Raw genomic sequence first — 23,007 nt, forward strand, 5'->3', positions numbered from 1 at the left:
GCGCCATGATGAGATCCCTTTATTCAGGAGTTTCCGGTTTAAAAAACCACCAAGTGCGGATGGACGTAATCGGTAACAATATTTCTAACGTGAACACTCACGGTTTTAAAACGGAGCGTGTTACTTTCCAGGATATGATCTCCCAAGAGTTAAGAGGAGCTTCCGAGCCTAAGGAAAATATCGGAGGGGTCAACCCTCAACAAGTTGGTCTTGGATCATTGATCGCTGCGATCGATAAGATCATGACCCAAGGTTCTTTGCAAACTACTGGTAAGAACACTGACGTCGCGATTTCTGGAGAAGGTTTCTTTATCGTTAAAGACGGAGACAAACAATTCTATACCAGAGCTGGTGCGTTTAACTTAGATAAGAATGGTTATTATGTAAACCCTGCAAACGGGTTGAAGGTGCAAGGTTGGAATTCTCGCCTCGATGAAAAAGGGAATAAGTATATTAACTCCTCTGCATCTATTGAAGACATTGTAATCCCAGTTTATTCTAAAGAACCTGCAAGAGCTACTTCCAAAGTGGATTTCAGATCCAACTTGAATTCTTCCGTGCAAGCTGTTCCGCCTGACGCCACTCCTGAAGAGATCACTGCAATGATCAATGATCCGGATCCTAAGGCAAGAAGAGGACATGTAACTACTATCAAGGTTTTTGATGACCAAGGTGCCGAGAGAGAATTCAAAATGGAATTCTACAAAGTACGTGAGAATACCTGGAAAGCAAGAACGTCATTAACTGATTCTACTCAACTTTCCGTGGATGTTGCTGCTACTGGTGGACAAAACATTCAAATGCCTGGATTAACCGAGCTTGAGTTCGGATTTACTCCTGATGGAAAGATCACATATGTTTCCGATGGAACAGATGTGATGAACACTGGAAAACTAAGCGCAAAAGTTTCTTTCAAACTTCCTGGTAACCCGCAAGTTCAAAGTTTTGATCTTTCTTTAGGTGAGACTGGAATGGTAGACGGTATCACTCAATTCTCTTCTGACTTTACTACTAAAGCGGTAAAACAAGACGGATACACTATGGGATATCTGGAGTCTTTCTCCATTGATAATTCCGGAACTGTTACCGGTGTTTATTCCAACGGAATTAAACAACCTTTAGCAAGAATTGCAACTGCAGTTTTTAATAACCCGGCTGGTTTGGATAAGGCAGGGGATACAATGTTCGCATTCTCCAATAACTCAGGTGAACCTTTGATCGGAGAAGCTGGTATTGCAGGTAGAGGAAAGATCAACGCAGGTCTATTAGAAATGTCAAATGTGGATCTTTCCGATCAGTTTACTGATATGATCGTTACTCAAAGAGGTTTCCAAGCAAACTCCAGAACGATCACTACCACAGACCAAATGTTACAGGAAGTCCTGGGTCTGAAACGTTAATCGTTAACTTAGATCTCCTATTCATTTTGTTTGCGCCCGTGGGATTTTTTCCTTCGGGCGTTTTTCTTTTGTAAGTTGGTTAAGAGTATATTTCCGATTGCAGTATCTATTTCTTCAACTTAGCTTGTTTTTTTAGCTTATACCAGAGACTAACGCAGTGAGAGAAAAAAAGAAAAAAGTCGGAACAAAAAACAAACAGGAAGGAAAGAACAGTCGTTTCGGATCTGTATTTTCATCCCACCAGGAATTATTCCGTGATTGGGATCCGGAAGAAACCTCCTCTTTTGCGGGACTTTTCGAATATAAATCTGTAAACTCTGGCACAATCCTCATTGCTTCCGAAAAATCTTCCGGATGGTTCTATTTTCTTTTAGAAGGAAAATGTGAAGAATTCACGAAGGCTTCTTCCGGAGAAGAATTGATGATCCGAAGCCTGGGACCTGGTTCTCATTTTGGAGAAGCAGGGTTTTTCCATTGGAAAGAAGGTAAGTTTGGAGTAAGAACTGAAACCGATTCCAAACTTTTGCGGATCAGCACTAAGAATTGGCATAAATGGGAAACTGAACATCCTGAAACTTCTAAACGTTGGAAGGAAAGATTAGAAACTAAAAGATTTTTCAGAATGGCTTCTTACGAGCCAAGTCATAAGGAACTTTTAGGGTTTATTTCTAATCTAGAATTATTATTTCATATAGATCGTAGAAAGATCGGAGAATTGACTCCTTATTTGAGATGGTTATATGTTCCGGGTGGAGAAAGGCTTATGCTCCAAGGAGAACCTGGAAATTCACTTTTTGTAATATTATCAGGAAGATTTAGATACAGTGTTTCAGACGACCAAGGTAATATTACCGGAGAGGGAGAATTTGCAAAAGGAGATATTATAGGTGAGATGTCTCTACTCACTGGAGAACCTCGCTCTGCTTCCGTATATGCAGTTCGTTCTTCTCAGGTAATCCAAATTTCCAGAAACGGATTTAGAAAATTTATCTCCGAATCTCCAGAGGCATTATTCCATGTGACTGAAACAATCGCGAGAAGATTGGGACAAAAGAATAAGGAATCTTCTCGCTTTGGTCGAAAAGTTCATACGATCGCATTAGTTCCTGTCACAGAAGGTTTTCCTCTTAAACATTTTTCAAATGAACTTTCCAAATCCTTAAAATCGTTCGGTTCTGCACTTCCGGTGAACGAGGAAAAGCTTTCTAAGTTCTTAAAAGATAAAAAGGTACTTCAAAAAAACGGAATACGATTTGGGATTCCGGATATTCTATCTTGGTTTGCCGGACTGGAGAAGGAATATGATAACGTAGTATTCGAAGTTGGACCTTCTAGCGATCCTCTCTGGACGGAAGCGAGTCTTAGACAGGCGGATCGTATCCTTCTTCTTGCCGAAACTGGAAGACCAATATTAAAAAATTCTTACTCTTGGAATTTGATCCAAGGAGAAAGCCTAGGTGAAACCACAAAAGAATCCGTAATCTATCTAGATGATTCTTATAATCGTTGGGGAGAATTGGAGGATACTCTTCATGAATTGCCAGGCCAGAAGCTCATCTTGAGAAAGAAAAGAGCAGGAGAATTTGATCGTATTGCAAGAAGATTAGAAAGTAGGTCTGTAGGAGTTGCTCTTTCTGGCGGAGGCGCAAAAGGTTTTGCACATTTAGGACTACTCAGATCCTTAACAGAAGCAGGTATACCAATCGATCTGATTGGAGGAACTAGTTCAGGTTCTATCATGGCCGGATTATTTGCAATGGGTTATGGATTCGACGAATCTCTTAGACTGATCAAAGAGGTTTGGATAGAAGCAAAACTTACAAGAGATTATACTCTTCCATTCGTTTCTATTTTGAGAGGCGCGAGATATTCTAGGGCCATCAAAGAATTTTTCGGAAATAGAAAGATAGAAACTCTATTGATCCCTTTTTTAGCCGTGGCATGCGATCTTACGAATTCGAAACCAAAAGTATTTGAAGAAGGAGAAGTTTGGAAAGCGATCCGAGCTAGTACTTCTATACCAGGGATCTTTCCTCCTTTTTATACTGACGGCGCCTTGTATGTGGATGGGGGACTTTGGGATAATCTTCCCGGTTCTTTAGTAAGAAGGAAAGGTGCAGATGTATTGATCTCAGTAGACTTAGGAGCAGGGTCTCAACCGAATAAGGACCAAACTTATGGGTTACTTGTTGAGTCCAGATTTCCGGGGGAAGGTCCTTCTGCCTTAAAACTTTTGGGAAATCAGTTTATGAAAAAGGAAGATAGATATTCTTTCCCTCATATAGGTGAGTTGTTCATGAGATCTATGCTATTATCCAGCCGAAATAATCTTCTTAAAACAAAAGAAAATTCTGATATATTCGTCGAATTACCGGTAAGAGATTTTTCTACATTCGATTGGGATGAATACAAAAGATTATATGAGATAGGCTATGAGCATTCGCAAAGATCCGTAAAGGATTGGGCCAAGATCATTAAGGATAAAGTATATTCGGAAAGGAAGAATAATTAGGCCAAACGGTCGTTTTTCGAAGATTACCCAAGGCTAAAACTTGAAAAAAACTCCTTTTCACGATTTTAAAAGATGCTTAGGATGGGATAATCAGGATGGAATCCAAGTTTAAGCAATATATCGTAACGGATTCCGCAACTCTTGCTGGAAGACTTTCGATCCTCCGCACCAAGATGGCGGCTGATCTTATCAATCTGAAAGACTTTTTTGAGTCTTCAGAGATTAAGGACACTCCTCAATTCGTAGACATTTTATTTTATATCTCCGACAAAACATTAGAGTTGGAGCATAGTAAGATCAGAGAACAGCTTAGAATGAATCCTCTGATCCTGGCCAGATTCATTTTGAATGCAGACCTTGGTTACGAAGGTTATAAAAATACCGAAATCGAAGATGATCTGATTTTTGGAATATTGCCTGAGATCACATCAGACCTTCTTCTTTCTAAAACTTTCGCAAACGGATTTTTACATCTACATATGATCACTGATCAGTTTGATCTATTACATAAGATCAATACTGCAAAATATGAGATTAACCGATTAACAAGGATTGGTATCAGCTTAGCGAATGAAAAAGATTTTGATAAACTTCTTAGAGAGATCTTATACAGCGCAAGAGAGATCTGTAATGCAGATTCTGGATCCTTGTATCTGGTAGAACAAGACGATATTGGGTTTGTTCGGAATTTACGTTTTAAAATTTCTGCATTGAGTATAGATACAGAGGAGTTTATTCTTCCTATCAATAAATCTAGCATTGCAGGTTATGTTGCAGAAACGGGCAAGGTTCTGAACATCCAAGATGTTTACGATCTGCCTGAGGATGCTGCATTCTCCTTTAATGGAAATTTTGATATATTATCAAATTATCATACAAAATCCATGTTAGTCGTTCCTATGAAAGGTCATAGGGGAGATGTGGTGGGTGTTCTTCAGCTCATCAACCGTAAAAGAAATTTTAACCAAAAATTGTCTATGGAGCAAATGAAAGGGGATGAGATCCAACCTTTCGATGATTATTCCACTCAATTGGTGCTTGGAGTGGCGGGGCAAGCTGCAGTAGCCATACAGAACAATTATCTTTTAAGAGAGATCGAAACATTATTCGAAGGATTTGTAACTGCATCTGTAAATGCGATTGAAGCAAGGGATCCAACCACAAGTGGTCACTCTTTTAGAGTCGCCGTATTAACAGTTGGACTCGCAGAAACATTAGACCGAGTAGACTTCGGAAAATATAAGGAAACAAAGTTTTCTAAGGAACAACTTAAAGAGATCAGATACGCTTCTCTACTTCACGATTTTGGAAAAGTAGGAGTTAGGGAAAAAGTTTTGGTTAAGGCCAAAAAATTAGAAGATCTTGAGATCGGTCTAATTGATTGGAGATTCCGCTACTTAAAGAAAGATTTCGAATCTAAATTGAACTTAAGAAAAGTAGAATATTTAAAGAAGCATGGTCCTACTGGATATTCTGATTTCGAAAAAGCGATAGAGTTTGAGTTTAATGAAGAATGTAAAAGACTCACCTCTATGTTCCAAATCATCAGCCAGAGCAATGAACCTTCTATTTTAGAAGAAGCAAACTCTCAGTTTTTAGAAGAGATTGCTAAGATGCAATACATCACAACCGAAGGAGAAAATTTAGAACTTATCTCTCCTTATGAATTTGGGTTTTTAACCATCAAAAAAGGTTCCTTGGATTTTGATGAAAGAAAAGAGATCGAGTCACATGTGGAGCATACATTTCAATTTTTAAGTAAAATTCCTTGGACAAATGATCTAAAAATGGTGCCAACCATTGCACATGCTCACCACGAAAAATTAAATGGAACAGGATATCCGAGAGGACTTTCCGGAGACGATATCCCAATCCAATCTAGGATCATGACTATTTCAGATATATTTGATGCTTTAACAGATCAGGATAGACCTTATAAAAAAGCAGTTCCTGTAGATAGGGCATTGGACATCTTAGAAATGGAAGCCAAAGAAAATCATTTGGACGGAGATCTATTAAAAGTATTCGTAGAGTCCAAGGTTTGGGAAAAATTAAACCACCAAGGGCATATTAAATAAATCTAAGGTTCTTCTCTGGTCCAATCGGAGACCAATTTTAAAAAATGTTCTCCTCTTTCTTCAAAGTTTTTATATAAATCAAAACTCGCACATGCTGGCGAAAATACCACGGACGAAACTCTTGCTCTTCCTGAACGAACAGCAGTTTTAATCTGAGAAAAACCTTCTTCCAAATTATCCGCTAAGATCAAATGAGAACCTAAAATAGGGGAGATCACCGGAGCCCAGGTTTCTCTTGCTTCTCCGATCAATAAAACCCAACCGATACCTGAGGCCAAAAATTCTTTTAGAGGTTCCAAAGGTTCTGCTTTAGGCCTTCCTCCTAAGATCAGAAATGTGCCTTTTTTGTCCTTCCAGGTGCTTAAACCTGCAAGCATACTATGAAGGTTAGTAGATTTGGAATCGTTGATAAAAGAAATACCGGCCGCCTTACCCGCATGTTGGAAACGATGAGGAAGACCTTTAAAAGTGCCGATCAAGTTTTGTATATGTTCGGATTTAGCACCAATTGCTTCTGAGGCCAGGATAGAAGCCGCCAAATTATCCAAATTATGGCCTCCAGGAAGAGGAAAATTTTTCGCATCATAAACCGCTTTCGCAGTTTTGATGGTTCTTTCTTCTTCCGAAATGATCGCGTCGCTTCCTGGTTCTCTTCCGAAGACTAAAATTTTGCAGGTCCATCCCAGTTTTTGAATTCTTTCTTTAAAAAGTTTGGAACTAGTCACAAGAGTATGACTTGGGTTGGAAGAATCTACAATTCGAGTTTTGGCAGCAAAATAATTATCTAAATTTTTGTGCCTTTCTAAATGATCCGAGGCAAGATTTAATATTACAGATACATTAAGTTCTAAAGGACCGGAATCTTCTAACTGATAACTGGAAAGTTCCAACACAGAAAGTGGAACCGGTTTTAGACAAAAATCGCTAAACGCTAAACCAATATTTCCTCCCGCAGTTGCTCCAGGAAAATCAGCAGAAACTAAATGAGTGGCGAGAGAAGTGGTGGTGGATTTTCCGTCCGTGCCTGTAACTCCAATCAATTTTCCTGAATAGAACGCTCTTGCTAATTCCACTTCGGAAACTACTGGGATTGCGAGAGAATTTGCTTGGGAAATTACAGAATGAGAAGGAGAAATTCCCGGACTTTTTACGATGAGTGCGATTGGAAGAAGGTCCGCTAAAATTACATCTTCTCCTACGAACGTTACATTTGAATCTGGAACAGGTTGGGAATTACAAAGAACAGCATTCGCTTGTCTCTCTTTCAAGAGTCGAAGCGCTGCCATGCCGGAAACTCCCCCGCCGAGAACCAGGACTCTTTGGCCTAATAAGGAGGTAGGAAAATTCTTCATCTTGGGGAACTTGGTTGACAGGCTATTTTTTGCATCGAGAATTGTCTCTAAATTATCGCTAGGGTAGGTTCCTTTGCTCGATCACAAGGTACAGGACGGAGTTCTAATAGTTTACCTCAAGGGACGTTTGGACGTTTCCATCGCAAACGAGGTGGAAGAAAATCTGAACGATCTAATCGATAACCAAGGACATACCAGGGTTATTCTTAACATGCAAGACGTAGATTATATGTCTTCATCCGGATTCAGGGCTTGCATTTCTACGCTCAGAAAATTGAACGCAAAAGAAGGCGGTCTTAAAATTTGTGGGATCAAACCAGCGGTCAAAAGAATTTTCGACGTGATCGAACTTACCTCTCTATTTGACATCCGCGAAACTGAGGACGAGGCGCTTCGAACCTTTCGTGCATAACCGATGATGGCATTACATCGGGTTCTCCAAGAAATCGTAGAAGAAAAAAAAAGGGAAATTGAAATCATTCCCGAATATAAACCTGCTCCATATTCTGGAGTAGGTTTGTGGCAATCACTTCGTTCTCGTAACTTTTCAATCATCTCAGAATGTAAAAAAATGAGTCCTTCTTCCGGAATCATCCGGCAAGAATATGACGCTGTATCAATCGCAAAAACTTACTCAGAATGTGGAGCCACCGCAATCTCCGTACTCACTGATAAAAAATTTTTTGGCGGATCTCTCGAGGATCTTAAAAATGTTTCTTCTCAGGTTGAAATACCTATATTAAGAAAAGATTTTATAATAGATGCAAAACAGGTCGCAGAAGCTCGTGAATTCGGTGCTGCTGCAATTCTACTCATTGTTCGCATCCTCACCCCCGAAAAACTCGCAGAACTTATAAAAGAAGCCAAAAAGTATAATATGGATGTTCTTACTGAGATCCATACGGAAGAAGAAGCAATTATCGCTGCCAAAGCCGGCGCAAATATAGTCGGGATCAATACTCGTGACCTGGATGATTTTAGCATCCACCAGGAGCTGGTTCCTAAGGTAGCTTCTAAACTTTCTCCTAATATAGTGAAAGTGGGAGAATCCGGAGTAAAGAGTAAGGCCGATCTGGATGAATTCCGTCCCCATGTAGATGCTGCACTTATCGGGACTTACTTTATGGAAAAGTCAGATATCCGTAAAGCTTGGCTGGAACTGTTTTAATCCTTCTTCACTTTCTTAAATTTTCTAAAAACACATTCTATATTTTTCTAAAACGTACGTTTGAAGATCGATCTTCTTCTTTTCTAATTGGAAAAAAGATATTGCCTACCGAATTGTGTGGAATGTAAAATGCCCTTTCGTCTTTTTTAAGGCCAGTTGGGAGGTTTTTTCATGGCATTTGAAGAATCAGGGGAAAGTTCGAGCATATTCGGATCGATCGGTGACTCGTTCAAAGGAATGTTAGCTGGGGTAGTGCTATTCCCGCTTTCCTTATATTTAATATTTCAAGTGGAAACTTGTGAACAAGCAAGTGCTGCTCTCAAAGGTGCATTACCTGCATCTCAAGCAAAAGCTGGGGTCGCGTCTTATGTAACGGGTAAATTGAGCGCCGATACATTGGGCGGTGAGTTCGTAAAACCTGGAAAATATATTTCCTATTCTCAATCTTCCGAAGTATATGCATGGGAAGAAACCAGCAAAGAAGATTCTAAAACCAAAAAAACAGTCTACGATTGTGAATTGGATTGGATCTCTTCTCCTAAAAATCCGAAAAATTTCAAAGATCCTGCATGTAAGTCTAAACCTTTTTATAAAGCGACGATAGACGATAAAAGTTCCGTTGCTTCAGATGCGAAAGTTAAGTCAGAAGATGGCAAAACTTTTAGCGTGAATTTGAGCAAAGTGGATCTAACTTCTGCAGTACCTTCTGTGAGCCCTGGATCAGGTGAGTTGGCAAAAGGAATTGCTGAAGGAGATTATATCTACTTATCTCAAAAATGTGCGAGCGATCAAACAGAGGGTTGTGAAAGGATCAGTGTATCTCTGGTTCCAGTTCCGGAAGAAAGTATGACTTTCGTTGGATCTGTAAGCGGAAGTTCTATCAGCGAATTCACTAGCGCAGAAGGTAATAAATTCTTAAATGCTTCCGTGGGTGACTACCAAACCACTATGAAGGATATCCAAAGTGATGATAATACAACTAAATGGCTGATGAGGCTGGGTTGTTTTATCGCAATGTGGGTGAGTTTCAATCTTCTCGCAGGACCATTACTTTCTCTTTTAAGTTTTGTTCCTCTTGTAGGAGAATTAGGCAAAACCGCACTTTCTTTGGTGTTTGGAGTTGTGGCATTCGTGATTACTGCTGTTACCATTCTTCTTGTGAAGTTCTGGTATATCTGGTTGATATTAGGTCTCGCAGCAATTGGTTATGCTATCTATAAAAAGAAAGCAGCTACTGCTACTGCTTAGTTTCCATATTTAAAATGTAATAAAGAAAAGGCCGGGAAATTTCTCGGCCTTTTTTATTTTCGTAGTCTTCAAAACCACATATTGTCAATAAAAACTTTCCAAAGCAAACGCTCGTTCATCTCCAAAACATAGATTAAATCATGCTTTAGAACATGATTTTAAGTGGGATTCTCAGAAAATAAGGGACGTATAAGACAGTTAAAAATAACGTACGTTATCCTAAAAATCATCAATTATAGTGAAAAAAATCCTTGTCTATACCGTTATAGTATGTACCAGTATAGCGATCGATACACGATTCGAACAATTGATATAAAAAAAGATTGAAGGTTTTTTAGAACCACGGTATAAATAGAAGCCGTTCTGGTTCTAAAAAATAACAATTGTTCAAAAAAGCGAACATGGACCCAGAGAGGTTTAAGGGATGAAGATGCTGCCAATAGGGGAGACTACAGGGGGAAATAATCGCCTTCTGGATTTTAAGAAAAATATAATTTTCATTTCTCTTATATTATCATTATCTGCAGCTTGCTCTCACGCTGGAACAGATAAGAACGGAATTTCTCAATTCTCGGATAATACCGACGACTACAAAGGTGTTTCTTTATTCAGTTTTTTGAATCCTTATCCTGTGGTGAAAAGTTTTTTCACCAATATGGACCCAGTTGGCTTCAACGAAGCCTTGGGTGACTCACTCTCGCAAGCACCAAGAACAGATAATTTAGGCACAATTCGCGCTTTAGAATCTGCTATGTTGCAGAGTAGGACAAGCGTCCAAACCCTTTCTTTGGGTCTTGCGGACGTGATTGAAAAGATGCAAACTTCGAATCCTGCTGCATATTCTTCAATTCAGCCGGTTTTCGAAAAGATCCGTCATTATAAAAAACCTGTGGTTCGTAATTTAATGCCTCTTGGCGCGAACCAACTTTTGATAGAATATAATACTAAAACTGCGAATCAAGTCGCTACTTCTATCCACGATACTGCTGATATTTTGGTAGATCCGGATACAGTAGATACTCTTCATGATATAGAAGATTTTCTTTATAAAGGATTACGTAAAAATACTACATTTCGCACTGGAGTGGAAAATCTATTAGGTGGATTTTTTGCTCCTTCTCTACTTACGGATCGTTCTTTAAAAGAAGGTTTTATCTCTCTCGTTTACGATTTCGGCGAGATGATGTATAAGGCCGCCGGGTTCGAGGATCAAATGACTCCTCAAACCTCATTTAAGAATTTTATAATAAACGCTGAGAACTTTTTCACCGCAAATACTACTTCTCCGGCTGAGCCAAGTGCTAACGAGTATTCTACGAATGCAGCTTACAATAATCCAGGCGGTGGATTGAAGCCGGCCGAATTGAGAACAATGCTACAGGATCTGTTTGTTAGCATTAAGTCCTTAATTTTTCCAGGAGGAGAAGTCAGCGTAAATCTTTTAAAAGAAACCGCTAAGAATGCATACTTTTTGGATTTTATGCGAAATTCTTCCGGATCAAGCCAAACGTTTAAAGATTTATTACAGTTAGATGGGGATGGAAGAAACCGGCAGACGGATATTGAGAGCCGCCCTGTTTCCGCTTTAGAAAGCCTGTTCTTAGTCATCACAATAGGAAATAATTTCGGTTACAGATGGAACCCTGAAGGTGGAGAAACCGTTAATAACGCTCTCACGAACTCTGGCTCTGTTACAACAGGCGGGGAAATAACCCTTGGGGATGCTATGTTTAGCCTTGGCGCTCAAATAGGCTCCTCTGATACATTCAATTTTAAGAATATTACAGAATTAAGTAGAAAGAGCAGTAAGGTGTATCGAGATGATACTCCAGATACTGGTCCCGCTTCCGCAGACGTATATCGAATTGGTTTTAATACACGTGTTCTTTCCGTATTGGAAACTCCTTCTAGAGGCGAGGCATTACCAATTACGGATACTTCAACGGGGAGTGCTACTCTTAACGAATCCGCATTTGATAAGTTATACAATAAAACAATTCCTTGGATGCTGGACTGGGTAGTTAAAGTAACCTTAGAAGGTTACGGCCCATATTATAGCCAAACAAATGGTGTGGGACAGCCAATTGCTCCGGATGGTAGTCTCTTAAAATATCAGCCTTCTTGGAATACATCTCAGTATTATGTACAAATTGTTCCAAGGACTGGTATGACTGCTTCTACACGTCTTGGTTGCGATCCAAATCCGAACGGTACTCCCGTTACAAATGCTGCAACTGCAATTGAAACGGAATGTAGGATTTATCTTGGAGGTTACCAGGAAGGTGCAACAAATCCTGCCTCGGCAAATCCGGGAGCGACGAAAGGTTTTTATGCAATTGTGGAGACTGTTTCAGCGCCTATTTTGGTTTCGAGCGCAGAGGAAGCTTTCTATAAGAATTTACAATGGTTATTGTATGAAAAACGGTTTGTCGCAATTTTACCAGTTCGCGCAAAGTTAAGTGCTACAGTTACCTACGAAGAGGCATTATTTATTACAGCAATCGGGAACGGGGTTATGGGAATGATGAATCTTTCTCCGAACTGCGGCCCCCTTAATAGTGGTCCGGATTGTTTGACATATAACGGAACTTGGAATAAAAAGGGGACTAAAGTAAAAGATTATTCCTCTGCAGGGACCGGCTTACAAGACCTTTCTAATGAACCAGGAGATTCAGCTTTTTTAGTAGAAGGCTGGGGATATGGTTTAGCAGGTGATGAAAATTTACAAGTTACTGCAGTATATTCTGCGTTATTCCCTCTTTTGATTCCAAATCCGGAAACAAGTATGGGGATGATCCCACCAGTGATTTCTCAGAATGCTGGTGTAATTAAACAGTTGGGTTTTTTAGGGCCTACAGATACTTCTCCTGCTCAAGTAACTACAAATTGGGACAAACGAAATCGTTTGACTCCTTTTATAGTAGCTCTCGCAAAGGCGATGGGGGACGATGCAAAGATCCCAGCAAATAGAGCGGCTGGTAAAAATCCTTACAAAGTATTAACGGATCTTTCCGAACTTTTTTCAAGACCCTACATATTCTATGGTAGAGATACTACTTACCCTAAATACTTTCCAGGGGCAAATGCCACAGAAAAAATAAGTAATGCTCCTACAAAAGGAAGCAATATTGATGAGACGACTGAAGCGCCTCTTTTTCTTCAACTTCGTACTGTAGGAGTTGCAACAGGATTTAGAAACCCGTCAGCTACTGTGGTTGAATACAAGGCTTCTAAGAACTACAGAACTTTATTAAGTGTTTTAATAGAAGGAACTTCTACTCCGACAAGCACTGATCGTAACCGTATGACAGATGGTCCTTTGGATCTATTAAGCAAAACTGATATTCTTTCCGGGTTGATCAAATTCACTACAAACCTGGGAGATCCTGCGAAAGCAGATGCCAGAAACAAGGTAATGGATGGTCTTGCTGGGATCTTGGGCCAAACAAAACTTTGGTCAGATTGTGGTGGAGAAGCAAATTTCCAAACCAATTGTCCGAACCAGTTTGCTATCGACGAAGGAATTGATTGGTTAGTATATCGTATCGCTGATAAATACGATGATCGTCCTCGCAATGATCTATATGATCCTTTATGGGTGAAAGTGGATGATCTAGTCAGAAGAATTCGTGATTACGTTTCCAGATCTTCCGGTTGGTCTTTAGTGAAATCCTTGGATTTTTTACTGGATCTCTTGTTGGATATCCAACTCACAGCGGCTGAAATTACGAATACTTTGGATCTTCTATCTTCACTCTTCTATGTAGGAGATGTTACTGATCCAAATAACTCTGCGCTCGATACGAGAACTTATACTGTTTCTGATATTGTAACAACAAGTCTTCCTCCTGTTTTGGATTCTATGGCTCCTTACGGAAGGAATTTATACGCAACAGGTTACCAATTAGGTAAACCAGGTAGCTTCTTCAGTTTCTTAGAGAAGAATGCAAACATGTCTTCTGAATACTCTGTAGAAGAACTATTCGAAAATACTAAAGTACTTCTGAGATCCGATATGATCCAAACTTCTCTTATGGATAATAGGGCATTCCTTTATTCTGCAGGAACTTTGATTGGATTGTTCGGAGATATTTATGAAAGAGGACGTCGTTTCTCAGGATCCGACGCCTTCTTCTATGATAATTGGAATAATGGACAACCCTCGTCGACGTACTGGGATGATCTGAATGCGATATTCTCACTAAGATGAAAAATAGATATATAACGGGACTACCGACACAAATGAAGACGCAAACATTCAAAGGATTTTTACTTATCAGTTTTGCTTTAATTTTCGCATCGATTGGATGCGGGGCAGAAAAACATGCGAGTCTTTCCGATTCTATCTTTGCAAGTCTCGGGATCGCTACCGATTCCGGAGGAAGTCTTCCTACTAGTGCATCTTTAACTCCTTATAAGGATACTGATGAGCCTGCTACTCTTCCTGTAGATTTCGGAACTGCAGGGCCACAGGCATTATTGAATCTTTCTTCTACAGACCAAGTAGATCGTTACAAAAGTTTGGAGATCGTTTTCTCTGAGCCAATGACTCAATCTACAGTGAACGGTGACTTTATTCTGAAAGAAAAAACCGGGACATTATTACCTGGTCCTGCTGTAGAAAAGGGTGGATCCTTTTACTGGAAATCAGGTGGAAGATTGATCTTCGATCCTTACAAAGAGTTGAAACCAAATACTACTTATCAACTCACTCTAACGAGCGCTTCTAAAGGTTTAGAAGGTGGAAATCTTCAACCTTATACAATTGAATTTACTACTGAGCCTGATTATTTAATCGGAGCTACGTTAAACGGAACGGCGGTTGGTCCTGCAAATTCTTCTAAGGATTTAACTTATACCGATGCTGCTCCTGGCACGATCGCTATGAATTTGAACGCAAGTTTTACTTCTCCGATCAGTGGTGCAAATTCTATCCAGACGATCAAACTTAAACATTTAAGTTCTACTGCAGAACATGTGATCTGTGCGGCTCCGCCTTGTGATATGACCGTTCCTCTTGCTTCTTCTGTGAATCTCAATACTTTCTCAGGAGCAAAAGCAGGGCTGAAACCTTTCCAAGGTGGGAATGCTTATATTTTTGAGATCACTACTACGAACGGTAAAGTATTCCGTAGATCATTCGGATTCAATTATGGAAAAGTAAACACCACTCCATATGCTATGATCACAAATGGTGCTGCTGCGATCGTAGATGAAACTCAGGCTTTAAAACTTTTTGGCCAGATCTTAGAAAGATTTACAAAGAACGATTATAAAATATCCGGTAAATCATTCTCGGATTTTTCAAATGCTCCTAAGAGCACTTCGAAAAGAACAAGCTATTGTATAGATTATCACTCTGAGATCAATTTTATACGTAGCTTTGGGGATTCTACTGATCCAGATAACGGAGACGGATACTGCGGCGCATCGGGAGCAAATCCCGGAGCATTCGTAGGTAATGGTTGTTTCTTAGGTTGTTCCGACTTCGATATGGACGTCTACATCACTGGGGTTAATATTCCTGCTATGACCGGTACCGATCCTACGATCACTGCAAGCTTAAGTGTTCCGGCAAATAATAATCTTAAAGTAAGTATTAACGGCCGTAAGGCGATTATTAACCTTGCTATTATTGCAAGAAATAGAAATTCAATCGGGCTTGGCCTTGTAGGTTCTGGAAGTAAATTCTATTTCACTACTATTGCGGAAGTGAATTTGAATGAAACTGCAAACCCTCGTGCTGCAGTAGGAAATACGAATACTGTAGTGGATACAAATGGAGAATTTAATATAGCAATTAAAACTCCTTTGACTATCGCAGCTCTTCCTGCAAACACCTCTTCAGATAATTTTTATACAAAAGAATGGTCAGATCATTTACGCGTAAAGAATAACGCGGGCACTCTTGATTCCGTAGACTATGTGGATTCTACTTCCTGGGCAGCGGATCTTTTGTCCTCAGTTACGGCTTCTATTGCGAACGATATGGTCCCTGCTTTAAAACCGGCGATCACCCAGTCTATGTTAAAAGACGTTGTGCAAAAGGTTGCGCCTAACGCTTTAAATGCAGTTGTTACTTCTTTGGCAAATCCTGGTTTGGATGTTATATTGCCGGATTATCTTCCTACTCCTCTCCAAAGTTTTCCACTTTCTTTGAAACTGAAGTTTCAAACAGATGTGGTTCCAACAGTTTCTGGAGCCAACAAAGGGTTAGTCGGTTCTGCTTCTGTTGCTTTGGTGGCTAAAAATCCATTGATCAATACGGATCCAAATTATCACGGACATCAATTGGCTTCTGGTTTTGTGAGCACTCGTCCTGTTCCGACTGGAGATGCGCTTACTAAAACTTTCCCATTCTCTAAAAGTTCTACAAACCCTGGACTTCTTCTGACACTGACTGCGGATACTGTAACTCAGGCTGCTTATAGTCTTTGGCAAAACGGTGCATTAAATTTAAGGATCAATAAACCTTTTATAGATTCCATCACTGCGTATGCTGGTTCTGATCCTCTATTCCAGTTGACCCAAGAATTAGTAAAGGTCGGAACTCTTCTGAATATCTTAGCACCAGGTAGATCTACTTTAGTTGGCTTGAATCCGAGTGATTCTACTAAACTTATCCAAAGCGTAAAATCTTCGGATGATGTGGATATAGATGTATATTCGATCCACGCGCCTAACGGAGAGTTTAAATTCGGTGGCGCAAGTTCTATTCCTGCTCTTACGGTAAACTTTACTGATCTGGAATTAAGGATTTACGGAAGAAGGCCGAACGGAACTCAGATTGGATATCCTATATTAAGTTCGATAACCTGTTCTTCTGCGGCAGCTGATAATGCTGCAAACAGTTGTCGTTATCTTTTGAATACTGTTCGTGTAAGTATCAAGGGAGATGGATCCTTTAATTTTATTCCATTCGTGAATCCGGATCCTACTGGAAAACCTCAGTATAATAATTTGAATGCTATGAGCCTTGTGATCAAAAAAGATGAGACCAGCATGGCTTATACGCTGGATATTCTGGAAGGAAATTCAGTGAACCCATTCGGTTTGGATCCTAAGGGAATTTTCCAAGTGGTTGATCCTTTGATCCGTTCATTGATCATTCCTTTGGTGAATAACGTATTACGCCAAGTTCCTTTGCCTAAATCTCTGAACGTTTCTGCAATCACGAATTTTTCTACAGGTGCGGTATGTAATCTTCAGTCGACAACTGATAAATTGAAACTGATCACTATCCCGATCCCGAATACTGAACCTTATCCGTATCTATTCGGAGGCCTTCAGTTCCAAGGAGCTGCTGCTACGAACCCCGGAACGGTGGTGCAATGTCCTTAATATTATATATAGCGTGAACGAAAGAGGATAAAGTATAGAAATATAATATTATAAAAATAGAATAAATCCTAAACCAAGAGTTTTCTCCAAAATTGAAAATAAACTCTTAAGGACGGGGCCGGTTTTTCGAAAGAAGAAGGTCCAGTCCGAGGTTGGATAGGCACTGACGGGTGCCGATTCCGGCCGAATTCGAAAGAAATCATGCGATTGAAGACTGGAGAAAAAAGATGGTTACCGGATTGGGTGAAAGAGAAAGAATTTTTATTAAACGGACGGTTGTTATAACCTGTCTGGCAGTACCCCTTTTACTTTTTGGATGTAAAGGTTCCGAAAAGGGGGGAGGAATGCTCGATTCTTTCCTTAGTTCTATTGGCATTCCTATTGATGATGGGGGTTCTATTCCAGGAACTTCTAATAATATTAATTATACTGAAACTGATACTCCTGCTACTTTACCAGTAGATTTTGGTACAGCTGGTCCTCAGGTCCTTCTTAATTTAGCTAGTCTCACCCAAGTGGACCGTTATAAAAGTTTAGAGATCGTCTTCTCTGAACCAATGGTTGCGAGCACTGTAAAAGCTGACTTCGTTTTTACAGAAGATAACGGGACACTTCTTCCAGGGCCTCCAACTGAAAAGGGAGGGACCTTCTATTGGAAATCCGGAGGAAGACTTGTTTATGATCCGTACAGAGAATTAAAAGCAAATACTACTTACAAACTCACGTTGACCTCAGCTTCCAAAGGATTGGAAGGCGGAAGTCTTCAGCCTTATACTGTCAGCTTTACTACAGAGCCAGATTACTATATTACAATGTCCTTAAATGGTACAGGAGTAGGTCCTGCGAATTCTCAAAAGGACCTGACTTACTTAGATGCGACTCCAGGTACAATCTCCATGAACCTGAATGCAAGTTTTTCCAATCCTAGTAATCCGAACCAAATCCAAAGTATTAAATTAAAACATATGGGTTCCACTGCGGAGCATGTGATTTGTGCGGCTTCGCCTTGCGATATGACTGCACCTTTAGCTTCTTCATTAAATTTGAATACTTTTTCAGGAGCAAAAGCAGGGCTAAAACCATACCAAGGCGGAAACGCTTATGAATTCCAGATCTCGACTGCTGATGGGAAAACATTCCGCAGATCTTTTGGATTCAATTATGGAAAAGTAAATTCTACTCCATATGCTTTGATATCTAATGCGTCTGCAGCGGTTTTTGATGAAGCTCAGACTTTAAAATTATTTTCTAATATCCTGCAAAGATTTGCACACGCAGATTTTAAGATCACGAATAAAACATTTAACGATTTTTCTGGATCTCCTAAAGTTACAGACGTTACTCCTCTTAGAGACCCTGACGGGAATGGCAACTTTTCCGACAGAAGATGTATAGATTTCTGGTCTATTACCGCTAATGATTTTCCGATCACTGTAAATTATGTAAAGACTTACGGAGATATGGCTGGCCAATTCGGGAATGGATATTGTGGGGTCGCAGGAAATACAGGAGCATTCAATATCACTGCAAGCTTCTTAGGAAATCTTCCTATGTGGTTGGATGTTTATATCAATAACGTAGTAGTTCCTCCTTTAGCTCCGGATAATACTACAAATATTACCGACTCAATTTACGTCCAAGCAGATGGAGTAATGGGGGTAGACCTAAACGGGAAAAGATCTGTAATTGATATTACTACGATTGGATATTCTCACGATTGCACAGGACTTGCTTGTTTACTGGGGAACGATGATACTTACGGATTCTCTACCACGGCTACTCTGAATCCTAACTCGCCATATACTTCTCGTTTGGCGAGAGCAAAGGCAAACGCAAGCTTTGATTCGAGCGGGAAGATTGCAGTGGCGATCAAAACTCCTTATACACCTACAGATGGGATTAACGGTAACTTTTATGTTTCAGAGTGGACTAATAATCTAAATGTGGCAGGTGTAAATTTACTCGCTGCTACTGATACATTAGGCTCTTGGCTTTCTCCAATTACGGAAAGTGTAGCGAATAACGCAGTTCCTCAGGCAACACCTTATATCACTCAGTCTATGCTAAGAGATATTGTGGAAAGAGTATCTGTGGAGGCAATGAACGCAGTATTAGTTTCTTTGAATAATCCAGGTTTAGATGTTACTCTCCCGGATTATTTACCTGCACCTTTGAATAATTTCCCTTTATCACTTAGATTGATGGCGCAAAACGATGCCGTGGTAAAATCCGATGGGATCAATAAGGGGATCTTGACTTCTGCAAGTGTATCTTTGGTTGCTAAAACTCCTCTTGCAAATACGGATCCTAATTATCATGGACATCAATTGGCTACTGGTTTTGTGAGCACTCGTCCTATTCCGACTGGAACAGCCATGGCAAAAACATATCCATTCTCTAGGAGTAATGCTAATCCTGGATTACTTCTTACTTTGAATGCGGATACTGTGACTCAAGCAGCTTATAGTCTCTGGCAAAATGGTGCCTTGAATTTAAGGATCAATAAACAATTCATAAATCAGATTAAACAATACGCAGGTTCTGATCCTCTCTTTGAGTTGACCCAAGAGTTGGTGAAAGTTGGGACTTTGCTGAATATCTTATCTCCGGGTAGGCCTTTAGTAGGTTTAAAACCAGGTGATCCTACTAAGTTTGTTCCCAATGTTAGTGCTACAGATGATGTGGATATAGATGTTTATGCTATACATGCTCCAAATGGTGAGTTCAAATTCGGAGGAGCAAGTGCGCTTCCTACTTTGGTAGTGAACTTTACGGATTTGGAATTAAGGATATATGGTAGAAGACTTCCTGGAACAGATGTTGGTAGCGGAAGTTCTGTGCCTTGTAGTGCTGCTGCTGCGGATAGTGCCGCAAACAGTTGCCGTTATCTTTTGAACACAGTCCGTGTAAGTTTAAAAGGGGATGGCTCTTTTAATTTTATTCCTTTTGTGAATCCAGATCCAACTGGAAAACCTCAATATAATAATTTGAATGCATTGAGCCTTGTGATCCGAAAAGACGAAGCTAGTATGTCTTATACTATGGACATTCTAGAAGGGCCTACATTTAATCCATTTGGTTTGGATCCTAAGGGAATTTTCCAAGTGGTAGATCCTTTGATCCGCTCTTTGATTGTTCCTTTGGTGAATAATGTATTAAGACAGGTCCCTCTACCTAGTTCCTTAACTTTGGATGCGATCACGAATGCTAGTTCAGGCAATAAATGTAATCTGCAATCTACTACGGATAAGTTGAGATTGGTAACTATCCCGATTCCAAATTCGGAAGCGTATCCTTATCTATTTGGTGGACTTCAGTTCCAGGGAGCATTCGCTTCTAATCCAGGAAATGCGATCAGTTGCCCTTAAGATAAAAAAAAGAGGCTCAGTTCCTGAGCCTCTCATACATTCCAAAATCTTTATAAAAGATTTACATTTTTCCTCCGCCATAAGTCTCATCGCTTGGAACGGAATCTTCCGGTGTCCAACCTTGAGGAGTATGACAGGATAAACAGTTTTTTAAGGAAATATTCTTTTTCATCAAGTCCTTGAATGGAGGAAGAGATTTAAATTTTACGATAATTCCTTCATAAGAACTTCTTTTAGGCTCTTCTCCGCCGCCAGGGTAATAACCACCATTTCCTTTTTCTTGCATGGTTCCGTCTTTTGGATCTCCTGTTCCATTCATCAAAACCTTTCCTTCACAAGTACAGAAGGAAGAATCTTTGGTTTTATGATCATGGAATGCAGAGAATGCAGTTCCTCTGACGCCAGCAGTTGTAGTCGGAGTGCTTACTTCGAATTTTTTACCTTTTAGATTCACAAGCTGGAACCAGGCAAATCCGCTTTGCACTTCTAGTTTACCGTCTTTGGATTCATTGTATAGACTGGAAATTTTCAGTTTTGTATTCGGCAGAACTTTAAACTCAGAACCCTTATAGAGTAGGGTGGTTTTAGAAGCATTCCCTGTAGAAACTATATCTCCTTCGGAAACCAGGTCTCCTAGTTTTAAAATGTTCCAACTTCCCTTGCCGCCTTTTTGTAGCTGTACTTTTCCGATCAGGAAGGAAACTCTCGCGTCCTTCTCCTTATTCTCTTGGCTTACTAAAACCAAGGAACCGATGGAAAGCACCAAGCTTAAGATCATCCACACTCTTAGTTTCATATATATCTCCTTAAAATTCAATGGTAGTCCAAAGAGTTAACTCTTTGGTCAGGCGGCCATAGGATACGATCCCGTTATTTGCACCGCCCTGGAATTGTTGTAAATACTCCGCTTTAGTCCTTTCGTTTCCGGATCCGTCCACATAGGATTGTTCTCTTCCTCCATCCTTATCTCTGTTCCTGGATTCTGTATATCCAATAGAAACACGTAAAGAATCCGTAATATTCCATTCTGCGAATACCGAACCTCTCCTAAAAGAAGAATGAACAGAATAACCGGAAGAGCTTACCAGAGGTCCAATAGTATTGGTTTGTATATTCCAATAATCCGATTCAGGAGTTCCTGGCATGATCTGATTTATCTGAGTTCGGTTTGCGGCGAGAACTCCGTCTCTTCCGCTTCCTCCTTCTAATCTACCCACGATCCTAAAATCTCCCCATCCTAAAGACAACCAGGCGTAGGCTGCGGTTCCTGTTGAATCCAAACCAGGGGTTACCGCACCGAATGGTTTGGAAACATCCCGGACTTCTCCGCCTTTTTGTTTTCTGAACACGTATCCAAGTCCAAAGTTAAGAATTTTTTTACGATCAAAATTAGCTTCTACAGCATAAGAGTCACTTTCTAAGGAACGAACATCTTTTCTGAGGTTGGTAGAAGGATTATTATCCGACGCAAGACATGCTGTTCCTTCTTTACAATCAGAAGTAGCAGCGCCGGTTAAGTTGGCAGATCTATAAAAGAAATGGAGGCCGATCCTATTTTCATCACCTATTTTAGGTTCATAAGAAACTCTAGAAGAAAGATCGAAACCTGAGGAGTCAGTATTTTGAGTTTGCCTGTAGCCTTCTCCGTTAGAAAGAATCACTTGAGCGGATAAGGTGTCCCATTTTCCTGTTCCACCTAACCCTATGTCGGCGGGAGCAGGTGCAAATCCCAGACTTTCCAGAGGCCCTTTATCCACATATCTCCATTTCCAATAATTTTTCCATTGGGTGTATGTATGTGGGAGTTCCTGCATACCAAACGTTAGTGAGTATTCTCCAAGGCCAGTCTCCCAGGTCTTGCGTATGAGAGCCCTTCTGATTCCTAAAATATAAGGATTAGATTTAACTCCTCCGTCCATTCTTGTATCAGCGCTTATTTGAGCAGAACGTACTAGTTCTCCCCATAGTTCCAGGTTAACCCCTGTTTCCTTAAATTCTTTATTAATGGTCAAAAGAGTCCAAGGAGTGGAGAAGCCAGGTTCTTCATTTGGATATGCATTAGTAAGACCGGAACCACCATCTCTCATTCTTTGATTATAAGAAGGGGAGAGAATACCACCTATCTTCAAACCGTAAAAACCGTCCGGTTCGTCTTTTTTAGTAGTAACGATTTCCTCTGCGGATAAATGTACGGATCCCATAATAAAACATGCAGCGGTGATCAATTTTCGAATAGATGTCTTTTTCAAAGAGGTCCCCCTCGATTACTTGCCGACAAAAGTCGTAAAGAAAAAATTTCGTTTAGATAAACCTATCCTGACTCTCTTGTCTACCAGACTTTGTATTTAACGTGCTGGTCGATCCGATTTCTGTAGTTCCCATTCGATTGGAATAAACGATACTTTGGCTGGAATAAGATTGTAAAAAGGGAATCGACGGGTTAAAAGAATACAGGATCACTGGAGTCGGAACCGGAAAAAAATTTTCGACCATTCTATCTATGCGCACTTTTAAGATATTATTCTGGTTAACTATAAACA

General features: G+C 40.1%; 12 protein-coding genes. 9 read left to right on the plus strand and 3 right to left on the minus strand.

The genetic code is table 11. The annotated features are described in order from the left end of the window. Window positions 1-5 precede the first annotated feature (5 nt). From flgE to CH362_RS11400, 3 genes are all read left to right on the plus strand, one after another. A complete protein-coding gene (gene flgE / locus CH362_RS11390) occupies window positions 6-1,400 on the plus strand; it encodes a flagellar hook protein FlgE (protein ID WP_100710472.1) in 1,395 nt (464 codons plus the stop codon). A gap of 157 nt (window positions 1,401-1,557) precedes the next feature. Next, window positions 1,558-3,912: a patatin-like phospholipase family protein gene (locus tag CH362_RS11395; RefSeq protein WP_100710473.1), complete on the plus strand. Its 2,355-nt coding sequence runs from the start codon at window positions 1,558-1,560 to the stop codon at window positions 3,910-3,912. A 95-nt stretch (window positions 3,913-4,007) separates the two neighbouring features. Next, a complete protein-coding gene (locus tag CH362_RS11400) occupies window positions 4,008-5,990 on the plus strand; it encodes an HD domain-containing phosphohydrolase (RefSeq protein ID WP_100710474.1) in 1,983 nt (660 codons plus the stop codon). A 2-nt stretch (window positions 5,991-5,992) separates the two neighbouring features. On the opposite strand, the gene murD is transcribed toward CH362_RS11400, so the two are convergent. Continuing rightward, entirely contained in the window at window positions 5,993-7,342 is a 1,350-nt protein-coding gene (gene murD / locus CH362_RS11405; RefSeq protein ID WP_100710475.1) for a UDP-N-acetylmuramoyl-L-alanine--D-glutamate ligase, read from the minus strand. 73 nt (window positions 7,343-7,415) lie between these two features. On the opposite strand from murD, the gene CH362_RS11410 reads away from it, so the two are divergent. From CH362_RS11410 to CH362_RS11435, 6 genes are all read left to right on the plus strand, one after another. After that, window positions 7,416-7,754, plus strand: a complete 339-nt coding sequence (locus CH362_RS11410; RefSeq protein ID WP_008596972.1) for an STAS domain-containing protein — start codon at window positions 7,416-7,418, stop codon at window positions 7,752-7,754. A 3-nt stretch (window positions 7,755-7,757) separates the two neighbouring features. Further along, on the plus strand, window positions 7,758-8,510 hold the full coding sequence (locus tag CH362_RS11415; RefSeq protein WP_100710476.1) for a beta/alpha barrel domain-containing protein: 753 nt from the start codon (window positions 7,758-7,760) through the stop codon (window positions 8,508-8,510). A 171-nt stretch (window positions 8,511-8,681) separates the two neighbouring features. Next, window positions 8,682-9,758: a TMEM43 family protein gene (locus CH362_RS11420; RefSeq protein WP_100710477.1), complete on the plus strand. Its 1,077-nt coding sequence runs from the start codon at window positions 8,682-8,684 to the stop codon at window positions 9,756-9,758. 430 nt (window positions 9,759-10,188) lie between these two features. After that, a complete protein-coding gene (locus CH362_RS11425; RefSeq protein ID WP_100710614.1) occupies window positions 10,189-13,968 on the plus strand; it encodes a hypothetical protein in 3,780 nt (1,259 codons plus the stop codon). A gap of 32 nt (window positions 13,969-14,000) precedes the next feature. Beyond that, window positions 14,001-17,099, plus strand: a complete 3,099-nt coding sequence (locus CH362_RS11430) for an Ig-like domain-containing domain (RefSeq protein ID WP_100710478.1) — start codon at window positions 14,001-14,003, stop codon at window positions 17,097-17,099. 227 nt (window positions 17,100-17,326) lie between these two features. Then, window positions 17,327-20,467, plus strand: a complete 3,141-nt coding sequence (locus CH362_RS11435) for an Ig-like domain-containing domain (protein ID WP_100710615.1) — start codon at window positions 17,327-17,329, stop codon at window positions 20,465-20,467. 61 nt (window positions 20,468-20,528) lie between these two features. Here the strand turns inward: CH362_RS11435 and CH362_RS11440 are convergent, their stop codons facing one another. Then, entirely contained in the window at window positions 20,529-21,263 is a 735-nt protein-coding gene (locus CH362_RS11440) for a FecR family protein (RefSeq protein ID WP_100710479.1), read from the minus strand. 10 nt (window positions 21,264-21,273) lie between these two features. Further along, window positions 21,274-22,716 (minus strand): hypothetical protein, encoded by a 1,443-nt coding sequence (locus CH362_RS11445; protein WP_100710480.1) that lies wholly within the window; start codon window positions 22,714-22,716, stop codon window positions 21,274-21,276. Window positions 22,717-23,007: the final 291 nt, after the last annotated feature.

Origin of the sequence: Leptospira saintgironsiae, from assembly GCF_002811765.1 — a bacterium.
Classification (GTDB): domain Bacteria; phylum Spirochaetota; class Leptospiria; order Leptospirales; family Leptospiraceae; genus Leptospira_B; species Leptospira_B saintgironsiae.

Excerpts from the sequence above, each read along its gene's own strand:
- CH362_RS11430 (WP_100710478.1), top strand. The coding sequence starts at position 14,001 with ATGAAGACGCAAACATTCAAAGGATTTTTACTTATCAGTTTTGCTTTA.
- CH362_RS11400 (WP_100710474.1), top strand. The coding sequence starts at position 4,008 with ATGGAATCCAAGTTTAAGCAATATATCGTAACGGATTCCGCAACTCTT.
- CH362_RS11425 (WP_100710614.1), top strand. The coding sequence starts at position 10,189 with ATGCTGCCAATAGGGGAGACTACAGGGGGAAATAATCGCCTTCTGGAT.
- CH362_RS11420 (WP_100710477.1), top strand. The coding sequence starts at position 8,682 with ATGGCATTTGAAGAATCAGGGGAAAGTTCGAGCATATTCGGATCGATC.
- CH362_RS11415 (WP_100710476.1), top strand. The coding sequence starts at position 7,758 with ATGATGGCATTACATCGGGTTCTCCAAGAAATCGTAGAAGAAAAAAAA.
- CH362_RS11435 (WP_100710615.1), top strand. The coding sequence starts at position 17,327 with ATGGTTACCGGATTGGGTGAAAGAGAAAGAATTTTTATTAAACGGACG.
- CH362_RS11440 (WP_100710479.1), bottom strand. The coding sequence starts at position 21,263 with ATGAAACTAAGAGTGTGGATGATCTTAAGCTTGGTGCTTTCCATCGGT.
- murD (WP_100710475.1), bottom strand. The coding sequence starts at position 7,342 with ATGAAGAATTTTCCTACCTCCTTATTAGGCCAAAGAGTCCTGGTTCTC.
- flgE (WP_100710472.1), top strand. The coding sequence starts at position 6 with ATGATGAGATCCCTTTATTCAGGAGTTTCCGGTTTAAAAAACCACCAA.